We start from the raw sequence: 13,082 nt of genomic DNA on the forward strand, positions 1-13,082 counted from the left end.
ATCAACGGCCGCGGTGACGCAACATGATCCAGGGGACCTGATCGGCCGAAAACATCGCCCGCTGTCGGCGGTCGTAAAAGGGCGGGCGGTGGTCGCCGACGATCAGCACGTCGGTGGAGGGGAAATCCACTGCCGTCATTTCGGTCGCCAGCCGGGCGAAGATGTCGCTCCAGATCTGGACCATGCGGCAGGCCATCGGCCCCTGTTCGGCCAGATCAGGATCGAACCGCTCGCAGCGGTCGGTGTGGAGGGCGGCAATGCTCGGCACCGGAAAGTGGGAATTCAGCGTCACCCAGTGGATGAACTGGGGGCGGTGTGCGCCCTTCAACTGGCGTGCGATAATCGTCGGGATATCCCGATCGCACGCGCCGGGAAACAGTCCGGGGCACTTTCCCGCACCAAGCGCCATCAGTTCGCGGCGGAACAGCAGGCGGTCCAGCCCGGCATTGGGATACCAACGGGCGCGGTCGTAGAATTGCGGCGTGAACCCGTGCATGGCGGTGGTTTCATAGCCGTCTCTGCGCAACGCCATCGGCAGGCAGGTCGGATCGGCATGGACAAGAAGCTCGTCATATCCGCCCCAGCGCCCGCACAGTTCGCGCACCTCCGACGTCACGGTCGAGCCGTAGAAGCGGGTCGCCCCCTGCCGAACCTCGTAGCGCTGTCGCATCGCGCCGCTGGTCAGGTGCTTGAACAGCGTGCGGAGCAGGGTGGGATCGCGCGGCAAGCCCATCGCCTCCACGTCGATCAGCACCAGGTTGCGGCGGTCGCCATCATGGCGGGCAAAGCCGCTCGATTGCACCGCCGACTGGAAAACCGCATCGCGTGCGTCGCGTTGATAGCTGCCTTTGTCGCTGATCGTGACCATCGCATCGGTCACCGACCATGCCAGGGTCAGGCCCAGCGCGATCGATAACGACGTGCCGGTTTCAAACGCCATGTCGCGCCGGGCGCTCCACCAGCCGAGGACCATGATCGCGATCAGCCCGGCAGCGGCGACCAGATATTCCGGCGCTGCCGTAGGACGCATTTCCGGCAGCACGTCGAGCGATGACAGGATCGTGGCCGGGGTGAGGCTGAAGAGCTGAGCCACGAACACGATCACGGATGCCAGCAGTGCGGCGATGAAGCCCATGCGCTTGATCAGCGCAGGCCAGCCCCGGACGAGCAAGCCGATGGCGCTGGTCACCAGGATGACGGCCGAGCGCGGCGGGCTGCCGAACAGCCACAGCAGCGAAATCCCGGCATTCGCGAGCAGGATCCAGAGAAACAGCCACGCCCGCAACCGCGCCCATTCGCGCTTTGCCACAATGGGGAGGGTTTTGTCGGGTGGTGCAGCGCGGGCGGCAATCTGGGCGCCGGTCAGTCCTGGATACAGGAGGTATTGCCGGGACCCATTCACGTTCTACCGCTTCCTCTCAGAAGCAGCAGAAAATAGTCAAACGTATTTAATCATAAGTAAAAGTGGCCATTAAAACCAAAGAACATAAGTCAATGAAATTTATCAAGTAAGTATATCACATCTGATCTTTGAACATTTTTTGTTGCGCTGGGATAGGGTCCGGCCCGGGCGTTGGCACGTTCATGGTAAGCCTGCTGTTCTGTTCGGGCCGTCATCGCCAGGAAAGCGTCGACCTCATGCCGGCCTGGCGCTGGTCTGCGGCACGGCGCCGTCTCGCGTCCGCGCTGGTTTCCGTCGTGATGCCGGGATTCGCGCCAGCGCCTGGCATTCGATCGTCTCCAGTTCCGCCAGCGTCTCGGCGATCGCTTCGCGCTGGCGATCGAGCAGGTCGATGCGCTGGCGGCAGCGTTCGGCCAAAGCGCGCATCTGTTCGACATGCTGCGGATCGGCGTCGTAGAGGTCGAGGAACTGTTCGATGTCGCGGAGCGAAAAGCCCAGCCGCTTGCCGCGCAGGATCAGCTGCATGCGCGCGATCTGCTTCTTGGTGTAGACGCGGATCGCGCCGACGCGACATGGCGTGATCAGCCCCTTGTCCTCGTAGAAGCGCAACGTGCGCGGCGTGATGTCCAGCATCCGCGCGACATCGTTGATACCTGTCAGATCCTCTTGCTCGGTCATCCGTCCCCCTTCGCGCGATGCGGTTGCCTGCCATTGCCCTGGCAGATCCGTCGGCCGATTTCCGTTGTGGATCGGCGGCCGCGCATCGTTTTCGGGTGAAGTGTCGCGTATTTCGGGGCGGTGGGGAAGCGCCTTATTGTCGTACAATCGTGTCGCGGGCGCGGCATCGCGCTTGACTTGCCGGGCGATGTTTCTACGGGACACACCCGATGCCGTATACGTCAACCGACCCGCGCGATGAGCTGGTTCGGGGCGCGTTAGCAAGACCGTATCATACGGCGTTGGCGCGATATGCGATGGCCTAATGCCCGTTGGTCGGGCGGGAGAGGAAAATATGTCCCTGATGATTGTCGCCGCCCTGCTGGCCGCCGCCGCCACGCCCGCCACCGCCGATACCGTGCTCGGCCGCTGGCGCACCGAAACCCATAATGCCATCGTCGAGATCAGCCGCTGCGGCGCCTCGATCTGCGGTCGCATCGTCACCTCGGATGCATTGCGTGCGAACCCGGCGATGAAGGACAGCAAGAATGCCGTGCCCACGCTGCGCAGCCGCCCGATCCAGGGCATGCAGATGCTGAGCGGCTTCAAGCATGACGGCGCCGGCGTGTGGAGCGCCGGCCAGGTCTACAATGCCGAGGACGGCAAGACCTATAGCGGCAAGATCACCCCTGTCGGCGCGACCCAGCTCAAGCTGCGCGGCTGCGTGTTCTTCCCGCTGTGCAAGACGCAGACCTGGACGCGCGTGCGCTGAGGCGCCCCCTTTTTACCTGACCCTCCCCACCTAGGAAGTTACCCAAATGTCGTTTCGTACCAAGGCCCCGTTGCTGGCCACCGCTACGCTTGTCTCCGCTTTCGGCCTGCAGGGCACGGCGCACGCCAACGCCTTCTATCTCGAGGAGCAGTCGGCGCGCGGCGCGGGGCGCGCCTTTTCCGGCGAGGGCGCCGATACCGGGCCTGACTCGCTGTGGTGGAATCCGGCGTCGATCGCCGGCATCGAGCAGAGTGAAGCGACGATCGCCGCCTCGGCAGTGCTGCCCAAGGGCGACGTGATCGACACCGGCACGCTGATCCGCCGCCCGGGCCAGACGTTCGTGCCGATCACCGGCAACCGCCGCGCGCGCAACCCGATCAACAACGGCGTGGTGCCGTCCGGCGCGTTCGCATTCCGGCTCGGCGACCGCGTCGCGGTCGGCATGGCGGTGACTTCGCCGTTCAGCTTCACCACCGATTACGATGCCGACAGCTGGACGCGCTACAGCGCGGACAAGACCAAGCTGATCACGATCGACATCCAGCCGTCGATCGGCGTGGTGGTGACCGATTGGCTGCGCGTCGGCGGCGCGCTCAACGTCGAATATACCGATGCGACGCTGAGCAACGCGCTGCCCAACATCCTCGCCTCGCAGGCCGATGGCCGGCAGGAACTGAAGGGCAACGGCTGGGATTTCGGCTGGACCGCGGGCGTGCAGCTGCACAATGATTTCGCCACGGTGGGCATCAGCTACAAGTCGAGCATCCAGCACACGCTGAAGGGCGATCTCAACGTCACCGGCCTGGTCGGGCCGCTGGCGGTGGGCAACGAATCGCTCTCGGGCGTGAAGGCGCAGTTCAACACGCCGGGTCAGGTGATCGTTGCCGGGCGGTTCCGCGCAACGCGCGCGCTGACGCTCAATGCGCAGGTCGTGGCGTATAGCTGGGGCAAGTTCGACACGATCGACCTCGGCGCACCGGTCAACCTGCAGATCCCGGAAAACTACCGCGACAGCTGGAGCCTGGCCGGCGGCTTCGATTATGCGGTGAGCCCGAAGGCGACCTTCCGTGCCGGCGTGAAGCGCGCCGTGACGCCGACCCAGGACGGCCTGCGTGATGCGCGCGTGCCGGATGCCAATCGCTGGGTCTATGCGGTCGGCGGCAGCTATCAGCTGAGCAAGAATATCGGCATCGATGCGGGCGCCAATTATGTCGATTTCGCCGAATCGACGATCGATCGCGCGACGATCGCCGCGCAGTCGACGATCCTGACCAGCGGGCGGCTCGAGAATGCGCACGCCATCGTGCTGTCGCTGGGCGGTCGCGTAAACTTCTGACGATCCGGGGGCGGAGCAATGCTTCGCCCCCGACCACCCGGCCTGGCCGCACCGCCGCCGGCGTGACGATACCGTGTCGGTTCGATGACGGTGGTGCCACCTAAGCTTCATCAATATGTCCGCGCCGCGCAACCGCGCCGACTCATTGCACTGCTATCGGCTCGATCACCCGGGGGGCCGTGATCATGAGCACAGCAGTACGCGCGATCATTGCCGCCGGGTCCATGCTGCTCGCGACGAGCGGATCGACCAGCAACACCGCCGCGCTTTCCGTCGATCTGCCGAGCGGCGCCGCCGGCACCAGCGCCGCGTCGCTGTCGCTGATGACGTACAATGTCGCGGGCCTGCCCTGGCCGGTCGCGAGTGGCCGGCCGCAGGCGCTGGCGCAGATCGCCGCGCGGCTGGCGGCGCTGCGCCGGGTGCGGCGCCAACCCCATATCGTCGTGCTGCAGGAAGCGTTCACGCCCGCGGCGGCGGCGATCGCGCAAACCGCCGGCTATGCCCATGCCGCGTTCGGCCCCGATGCCGCGCTGCGCTCGCCGATCCGGCCGTCGCATGGCGATCGTCGCTATCTGCAGGATGCGCGCTGGGATCGCGGCGAGCAATGGGGCAAGCAGCTCGGCAGCGGGCTGATCATCCTGTCCGATTATCCGATCGCGCGCGTCGACCGGATGGCCTTCCCCGATTTCGCCTGCGCCGGGTTCGATTGCCTCGCCAACAAGGGCGTGGTGATCGCGCATCTGCGCGTGCCGGGCCAGGCCGCGCCGGTGGCGGTGGTCAACACGCATCTCAATGCGCGCAAGGCGGCGGGCGTGCCGATCGCCCGCTCGCAACGCGCCTATGCGCGGCAGGTCGCGCTGTTCGCGGGCTTCGTGGCGGCGCATGTCGCGCCCGATCAGGCGCTGCTGATCGGCGGCGACATGAATATCGGATCGGATGCCGCCCGCAGCCGCAGCTTCTTCGCGGCGTTCGACGCGCGTGCCCTGCGCTTCGTCGCACCGGCGCTGGGCGGCGCGCAACGCGCGCTCGACCAAACGACGATCAGCGATCCGCGCGTGCACCGCGACCTGCTGCGCTCCAGCCGGCGACGCAAGGATTGGGTGTTTGCGCGCACGCCCGGCGGCACGGCAATGGCGGTGACGCAGGTCCAGGTACCGTTCGGAACGGAACGCACGGGCGCGCCGCTGTCCGATCATGTCGGTTATGTCGTCGATTATGCAGCGCCGAGCCCCGTTGCGCTGGCGATGAACGATCGCGCCCTGCCGGGCGGGGGGATGCACTGATGCAGGCGCTGCGATCGGCCGCGGCGTGCGCGGCGCTGGCGGCCGGCATGGGTGCCGCCGATGCGCAGACCATCGGCGCTGCCGTCGCGCCGGCCCGCACCGACGATGCCTTTCGCTACCGCGCGACGGCACTGGGTGAGGCGCCCCGCGGCGTGCGCGACCGTGATCACGATCTGGCGATCGCGCTGCAGCGCCGCACCACGCGCATGGGCGCAACGCCATCCTGGTCGGCGCGGGGCGAGACCGGCACGCTGTCCTATGACGTGCGGGCGCGCAGCCGGGTGACCGCGATGCGCGTCGAGGACCGTTTCGCGATCGCCGACGGGCTGACCGCCGGGATCGGCTGGCGTGGCTACAAGGTCAGCAATCGCAATGCCAATGCCACGATGGCCGGCGCCGACCGGCTGGCGGCGCATGACTGGTTCCTGCCGCAGGCGAGCCTGGCCTATCGCGCCGGCGCGGACCTGACGCTGTCGCTCGGCTACCGCGAAACGTTGCGCGCGTTCGAAGGCGCGGGCTCGGTCGGCGCGATGGGCCTCACGCGCGCCGGTTTCGATACGCTGCGCGCCACGCTGCGGCCGGAGCAATCGCGTCAGGTGCGGCTCGACGGGCAATGGACAGTGCACGATGTGAACCTGTCGTTCGGCGGCTTCCATGTCGATGCGCGCGATGCGCTGGGTTTTGCCGGCCGATCGTACATGCCCGTGAATAGCGGCGCGGTGGCGCTTTCCGGCATGAGCGGCGCGATCGAGCACCAGCTGACGCCGCGTCTGGCCTGGTCGGCGCGCTATCGCCGCGCCCGTGGCCATAGCCTGGTAGCGGGCGCGCTGCGCGAGGACGAGCTGGTGATCGGCGGTGCGTGGCGCGACGGTGCCTGGCGCGCCACGGTCGCCGCACGGCGCGCGGTCGCCCTGTCCTCGGGCGCGTGGGCGAGCGCGCCCGCCGCACGCATCGAGGCGGGAGTCGAATATGATGTGGCGCCGGTCGCGGGCCGCCCGCTGCGCCTGTCGGCGCGGCTCACGGATCCCAGCCGGCTGGCCAGCGTGCGGCTGATGGAAGATACCGGGGCAGTGCGCGCCGCGGATCGCGCGCGCGCCGTGATGGTCGGGGCGACGATGGCCTGGTAGACCGGCACCGGCCATGCATGTGTCATCGACCGGTAACGTCCGGCGCCGATGGCGGCCCAAACCCCGAGGGCCTTGATGACCATGTCGTACCGCGCCGATCTTCATCCGACCCGACGCACGCTGCTGACCGGCGCCGCTGCCGCCGCGGCGATCCTGTCGATCGGTGCGCGGGGGGCGACCCGGCTGCCGCCGGGTCTGTTCTCCCTGGGCGTCGCATCGGGCGATCCGATGGCCGACCGGGTGGTCTTGTGGACCCGGCTCGCGCCGGTGCCGCTGGCCGGCGACGGTGGGATGCCGCCGGTGGCGATCGAGGTGCGCTGGGAAGTGGCGGAGGACGCGCGCTTCGCGCGGATCGTGCGTGCCGGCGTCGTGCTGGCGCAGCCGGCGCGGGGCCATGCCGTGCATATCGATGCGGCCGGGCTGCGCCCGGCGCGGCGCTATTTCTACCGCTTCATTGCCGGCGGCGAGACCAGCCCGGTCGGCCGCACGCGCACCGCGCCCGAGCCGGGCGCGCCGGTCGATCGGCTGCGTGTGTGTTTCGGATCGTGCCAGAAATACGAGGCGGGGCAGTATGCCGCGTACCGCCACATGATCGCGGAGGATCCGGACCTGATCCTGTTCCTCGGCGACTATATCTACGAAGGCGCGCCGAGCGCCAGGAACGCCGTGCGGCTGCACCAGAACCCCGAGCCGCTCGACCTGGCCGGCTACCGCGTGCGGTATGCGACCTACAAAAGCGATCCGCTGCTGCAGGCCGCGCACCACGCCGCACCCTGGGCGCTGACCTGGGACGATCACGAAGTCGCTAACGATTATGGCGCTGCGCGCGACGAGAATAACGGTGATCCGGTCCGGTTCCTGCTGCGCCGCGCCGCTGCCTACCAGGCCTATTACGAGCATCTGCCGCTGCGCGCCGCGACGCGCGCCTGGGGCGAAGAACGGCGCATCTACCGCACGCTCGACTGGGGCAGCCTGGCGCAGTTCCAAATCCTCGACGACCGCCAATATCGCGGACTGCCCGCATGCCAGCCGGACGGTCTCGCCGCCAGCCACCAGCGATATCGCAGCCTGATCGATGCGTGCCCCGAATTGGGCGATCCCCAGCGGACGATGCTGGGCCGCGCGCAGGAACAGTGGCTGATGGCGCGGCTCGGCGACAGCGCGGCGCAGTGGAACGTGCTCGCGCAGCAGACGCTGATGCACCAGCAGGCGCGCATCGATGCCGCGCATCCAGAGCGCGGCAAGCAATATGGCGCCGATACCTGGTCCGGCTTCCCCGCCGCGCGCGACCGCATCTTCCGGCGCTGGGCGGAAGCGCGCACCCGCAATCCGCTCGCGCTGGGCGGTGATATCCACGCGTTCGCCGCCGCCGACATCCGCGATCCGGCCAGGCCCGATGGCGCGCCGATCGCCGCGGAATTCGTCGGCGGGTCGATCACTTCGCTGCTGGCCGACAAGGGCTTCAAGCAACTCGCCGCCGCCAATGGCCTGGGCTTCGCGGAGGATGCGCAGCGCGGCTATGGCCGGCTCGATCTGACGCCTGCCGGCGGCGCGGTGACGTTTCGCGGCCTGGCGGATTCGCGCCTGCTCGGCTCCGCGATCGCCGACATCGCGCACTTCCCGCTCGAGCCCAATCGACCCGGGCTGCCAACTTAATCGTATTCGGCAACATTTTGTCACAATAACTACACGAGCTGCACCTACCCGGCTCCCGACGATAGCCATCGTCGATACGCTCCTGGAACGATGTCGTTCTTCACCACCATCCGTGCGGGATGGGGGGCGTATCGACGCGCGTTTTTCAGGGGGAATTTCATGCGTGCATTTTCGGTTCGACGGTCGCTGGCGCGTGGCGGCACGCTGCTTCTGTTGACGACCAGCCTGTTGTCGATCGCAACGGCGGCGCAGGCTGCGGACGAGGCGCCGCGCGCTGCCGCGGAACCGGCGGTGGCGGACGATTCCGCCGCGCCGGACGGGCAGGAAATCACCGTCGTCGCGCGCAAGCGCGCCGAAAACGTGCAGCAGGTGCCGATCCCCGTCACCGTCATCACCGCGACCGAGCTGACGCGGCAGAACCTCGTCAACTTCACCAACTTCCAGTACAAGTTCCCGTCCTTCTCGGTCTATCTGACCAACCCCAAGCAGCTGAATCTGGGCATTCGCGGGATCGGCAATAACGGCTTCAACACCGACGGGATCGACGGCTCGGTCGGCATCTTCGTCGATGGAGTCTACACCGGCCGCCAGGGCATGGTGTCGAGCGACTTCAACGATATCGCCGATGTCGAATTGCTGCGCGGCCCGCAGGGCACGCTGTTCGGCAAGAACACCACGGCGGGCGCGGTGATCATCAACACGCTGAAGCCCAGCATGACGTTCGGCGCCAGCGGCGAGGCGACCTACGGCAATTACGATTTCAAGGAATTCAAGGGCAGCGTCACTGGCCCGCTGATCAAGGACAAGCTCGCGCTGCGCGTGTCGGCTTTCTACAGCGACCGCGACGGCAACTACAAGAATCTGTATAACGGCAACTTTCAGAACGGCCGCCAGGGCTGGGGCGTGCGCGCGCAATTGCTCGCCACGCCGACCGAGGATCTGACGATCCGCCTGATCGGCACGCATGGCCGCCAGAGCTTCCCGACGATCTCGCCGCTGATCCTGTCGATCTACAACCCGGCGGCGTTGCAGGCGCGCATGAAAACCGCCGGCTACACGCTGCTGACGACCACCAAGGAAGATCGCAACGTCAATATCGATAGCCGGCTCGACGCCAAGACCAAGCTCGATTCGGCGAGCGCGGAGGTCAATTATGCGCTCGGCGGGCTCGGCGACCTGACCTCGATCACGGCCTATGAAAAATGGTCGTGCTTCACCAACAACGACAATGATTTCACGCAGCTCGACGCGGTCAACGATTACGGTTCGTGCAACAAGGAACGGCAGTTCAGCCAGGAATTGCGCTGGTCCAGCCCGAAGGACCAGCCGATCGAGGCGACGATCGGCGGCTTTCTCAGCCGTCAGCGGTTGCAGGTCGATTCCCGCATCCGCTTCGGCACGCAATATCATATCTGGGCGGCCAACCCTTCGGCGACCGTGTTCACGCCGATCGCTGGCAAGACCTGGGCGCAGGGGGCCTATGCCGACAAGCTGACCGGCGCCGGCTTCCGCAGCCAGGCGATCTTCCATACCGATACCGATGCGCTGTTCGGCAACGTCACCTGGCATCCGGATGCGGCGCGCCGCCTGGCGATCGATATCGGCCTGCGCCAGACCTGGGAGCGTCGCTCGCAATTGTATGATGGCGTGGTGGCCTCGAACCCCGGCAACCTCACCACCGCGCAGCTCAACGCGCTGTCGCCGAGCGGCGCCAATGCGCAGCTTGGCCATGTCGATACCAGCCTGAAGGACAAGTCGCTGTCGGGCGAAATCGGCGCCAGCTACAAGGTCACGCCGGACGTGTTCGTCTATGGCAAATATGCCCGTGGCAACAAATCCGCCGGCTTCAACCTGCTGCCGTATAACAGTTCGAACCCCGATACCGGCGTCGCCTCGGCGATCGGGCTCGGCGCGCAGCAGACTGTAAAGGGCGAGACCGCGGACAATTTCGAGGCCGGTTTCAAGAGCGAATTCTTCGATCGCAAGCTGCTGATCAATCTCACCGCGTTCCACACCAAGGTGAAGAACTATCAGGCCAACCAGGCAGTTGGCCAGGGCAGCAACGCGATCCGCTTCCTCGCCAATGTCGGCTCGCTGACCTCGAAGGGCGTCGAGCTCGAGGCGCAGACCTGGCTGTTCGACGGTTTCCATACCAAGGGCTTCGTCGCCTATAACAAGGCGGTCTATTCGTCCTTCCCCAACTCGGTCTGCCCCGCGCAGACCCAGTTCACCACGCCGACCTGCAATCTCACCGGCCGGCAGGTCGCCTGGGCACCGAAATGGACCGCCGATTTCACGGCCGACTATACCACCGCCGTCACCGACGACGTGAAGGTCTACGGCCTGGTCGACGTCAACTGGCGTTCGAAGCAGAACACCACGATCACGCTCGATCCCGCGGCCGAGATCAAGGGCTATGCGCTGGCCAGCGTGCGCGTCGGCACGCTGCTGCAGGACGACAAACTCGATCTGCAGCTGTGGGTCGAGAACCTGTTCGACAAGGCCTATTATTCCAACCTGCTCGGCCTGACCAAGGCGACCGGCATCGTCACCGGCTATGCCGGCACGCCGCGCACCTACGGCGTCACTGACCGGGTGCGCTTCTAACCGCGCCTGGCGATGGCCGGCTATCCACGCCGGCCATCGCCGAATTTCGGCCGCTCGGTGGCGAACTTTTCCGCTTCCTCGTCGGCGCGTCGCTCGGCCGCGGCATTGACGAACAGCATGATGAGTGCGCCGCCGCCCGCCAGGGCAAGCGTCTGCAACGACAGCTTGGGCGGCCGCTTGTCGCGCGTCGTCACCAGCCAATCGCGTGTTTCGGCCGGCACCCACGACGCTTTGCTCTTGGTGCCCGACGGCGGCGTCGGCGGCGCGGGATCGCCGCGCGTGATCGCGAGCGGCGGAAAGGAGCGCGATGGCCGTACCAGCCGCACCATGCCGTCCTTGATAAACACCAGCGCGCACATCGCCTGGGTTAGATCGGCATAGCGGCTAGCGGCAGCGTCGAGCGTAACGTCATAGGCCGTGGCGATCACCGGCAGATGCGCGACGGCGGGCTTGCCCAGCCCGGCGACGAACGCCGCGAACAGCGGCTTGGGCATCAGCAGGCCGGCGGCGAAGCGGTTGGCCTGCATTTCCTCCTTGCGGTGGGCGGTGTCGCGGCGGTTCTCGGCCAGGTCGCGCATGGTGCAGTCGCGCGCACCAGTATGCGCGGCGAGGAGGTGATGACCGAGCGCGTGCGCGATGGCGAAGCGCCGGCGCTGCGGCGGCAGGCCCGGCGCGGTGCGGATGATGCCGCCGGGCTTGTCGAGCGCCGCGATCGGGGCGCCGGAAGCTGCGTCGCGATCCAGATCGCGCAGCGCGACGATGCCGAGCTCAAGCGCGAGCGGCTCCACCGGCACGGGCGCCTGCAGGTCCGGATGGTACTTGAAGATCGTCGCGAGCAGCGTTTCGGGCGAGGTGCAGGCCGCCAGTTCGGTCGATAGGGCATCGTTCTGCATCGCGCCCGCCTATCGCAAAACGATCGCCCGCGCGACGCCGGAGAACGGCGGTTCAGGCCGCCCAGGCGGCGACGTCTTCCTGTTGGCCGATCAGCGCCAGGCCGTGCGCGATCGAGGTGAGCTCCCCGCCGGTCGCCAGCCGTTGCTCGCCGAACCGATCGACGAACAGGCGGCGGATGCGCGGCATCAGCGAGGAGCCGCCGGTCAGGAACACGCGGTCGATCGCCGCCGCCTCGACGCCGGCCGAGACCAGCGCGCGATCGATCGCCGCCCCGATCCGCACGATATCGGGCGCGATCCAGCGCTCGAAATCGGCGCGCGTGACCTCCGCCTCCACGGTCAGGTCGGCGCCGCTGAAGTGGAAATGCGCGGTCTCGGCGGTGGACAGGTCGCGTTTCACCCGGCCGACCGCATCGTACAACGTATAGCCCAGTTCCTGCTCGATCACCGCGATCATCCGGCCGATCGCCGCGGGATCGAGCGCGTTGTGGCGCAGCTTTTCCAGTTCGGCGAGCGTGCGGCGGTTGCGCATCAGCGCGAGCCGCGACCAATCGGCGAATTCGGCGAAATGGCCGCCGGGAATATCCAGCACCTTGTCGAACGAACGATACGAGCCGCCCTTGCCGAGCAGCGGCAGGACGAGATGGTCGACCAGGCGATAGTCGAAACGATCGCCGGCAATGCCGACGCCGGCATGCGCCAGCGGCACGCAGCGCTGCGCCGCGCCCGGCGCGGCGATGCGGACGATCGAGAAGTCGCTCGTGCCGCCGCCGAAATCCGCCACTAGCACCGTCGCCGGTGCGGTGATGCGCGCGGCATAGCTATAGGCGGCACCGAGCGGCTCGTAGACGTAATGGACCTTGGCACCGAGCGCGGCGAACATCGCATCGTAGCGGCTGCGCGCCAGCGCCTCGTTGGGGCGGTGCCCGGCATATTCGACCGGGCGGCCGACCACGACGGTGGCCGCACCCCGCATCGCGCCGCCCGACCGGGCGATCATCTTGTCGAGAAACGCCGCGCCGAGTTCCTCGAAGCGATAGCGCCGCTCGAAGACCGAGGCGGTCTCGAACGCGGCGCTGGCGGCGACCGATTTGAACGACTGGATGAACCGGCTGCCCTGCGGAAAATCGAGATATTCGGCGATCGCCCAAGGGCCTGCCTCCGCGGCGATGCCCCCGCGCACATCCTCGTCTTCCCAGAAGCACAAGGCGGAGCGGAACACCGCATCGGTTCCGGTGGGCGATTCCAGCGCGATGAGGTCGGCAACATCGCCGCGCGCGACGGCGGCAACCGAGTTGGTCGTGCCGAAATCGAGGCCGAGCGAAAAGGGGGTGGGGTCCGACATGGGC

The 13,082-nt window shown here is 67.1% G+C and carries 10 protein-coding genes; 6 read left to right on the forward strand and 4 right to left on the reverse strand.

Going from position 1 to position 13,082, the window contains the following annotated elements:
• Position 1 precedes the first annotated feature (1 nt).
• Together NV401_RS05270 and NV401_RS05275 are read right to left on the reverse strand one after the other, a co-directional pair.
• Complete coding sequence (locus NV401_RS05270; RefSeq protein ID WP_261293342.1) at positions 2-1,309, reverse strand: sulfatase-like hydrolase/transferase; 1,308 nt, start codon at positions 1,307-1,309, stop codon at positions 2-4.
• 327 nt (positions 1,310-1,636) lie between these two features.
• On the reverse strand, positions 1,637-2,080 hold the full coding sequence (locus tag NV401_RS05275; RefSeq protein ID WP_261293343.1) for a MerR family transcriptional regulator: 444 nt from the start codon (positions 2,078-2,080) through the stop codon (positions 1,637-1,639).
• Between the two features lie 334 nt (positions 2,081-2,414).
• Between NV401_RS05275 and NV401_RS05280 the strand changes: the two genes are divergently transcribed.
• The 6 genes from NV401_RS05280 to NV401_RS05305 all read left to right on the forward strand — a co-directional run bounded on the left by NV401_RS05280 (position 2,415) and on the right by NV401_RS05305 (position 10,840).
• Positions 2,415-2,831, forward strand: coding sequence for a DUF2147 domain-containing protein (locus NV401_RS05280; RefSeq protein ID WP_261293344.1), 417 nt, complete (start codon positions 2,415-2,417; stop codon positions 2,829-2,831).
• A gap of 46 nt (positions 2,832-2,877) precedes the next feature.
• Positions 2,878-4,167: an OmpP1/FadL family transporter gene (locus tag NV401_RS05285; RefSeq protein ID WP_261293345.1), complete on the forward strand. Its 1,290-nt coding sequence runs from the start codon at positions 2,878-2,880 to the stop codon at positions 4,165-4,167.
• Between the two features lie 185 nt (positions 4,168-4,352).
• Positions 4,353-5,450, forward strand: a complete 1,098-nt coding sequence (locus tag NV401_RS05290; protein ID WP_261293346.1) for an endonuclease/exonuclease/phosphatase family protein — start codon at positions 4,353-4,355, stop codon at positions 5,448-5,450.
• Positions 5,450-6,577, forward strand: a complete 1,128-nt coding sequence (locus NV401_RS05295) for a TonB-dependent receptor domain-containing protein (RefSeq protein WP_261293347.1) — start codon at positions 5,450-5,452, stop codon at positions 6,575-6,577. The genes NV401_RS05290 and NV401_RS05295 overlap by 1 nt, the downstream gene beginning before the upstream one ends.
• 75 nt (positions 6,578-6,652) lie before the next feature.
• Positions 6,653-8,233: an alkaline phosphatase D family protein gene (locus NV401_RS05300; RefSeq protein WP_261293348.1), complete on the forward strand. Its 1,581-nt coding sequence runs from the start codon at positions 6,653-6,655 to the stop codon at positions 8,231-8,233.
• Positions 8,234-8,392: 159 nt separating this feature from the next.
• A complete protein-coding gene (locus NV401_RS05305) occupies positions 8,393-10,840 on the forward strand; it encodes a TonB-dependent receptor (protein WP_261293349.1) in 2,448 nt (815 codons plus the stop codon).
• Positions 10,841-10,860: 20 nt separating this feature from the next.
• Here the strand turns inward: NV401_RS05305 and NV401_RS05310 are convergent, their stop codons facing one another.
• Both NV401_RS05310 and NV401_RS05315 read right to left on the reverse strand, forming a co-directional pair.
• The gene (locus NV401_RS05310; protein ID WP_261293350.1) at positions 10,861-11,733 is read right to left on the reverse strand and encodes an ImmA/IrrE family metallo-endopeptidase; all 873 of its coding nucleotides are present in this window, start codon (positions 11,731-11,733) and stop codon (positions 10,861-10,863) included.
• 52 nt (positions 11,734-11,785) lie between these two features.
• The gene (locus NV401_RS05315) at positions 11,786-13,078 is read right to left on the reverse strand and encodes an Hsp70 family protein (RefSeq protein ID WP_261293351.1); all 1,293 of its coding nucleotides are present in this window, start codon (positions 13,076-13,078) and stop codon (positions 11,786-11,788) included.
• Positions 13,079-13,082: the final 4 nt, after the last annotated feature.

The sequence above is a fragment of the Sphingomonas hylomeconis genome (genome assembly GCF_025370105.1).
Classification (GTDB): domain Bacteria; phylum Pseudomonadota; class Alphaproteobacteria; order Sphingomonadales; family Sphingomonadaceae; genus Sphingomonas; species Sphingomonas hylomeconis.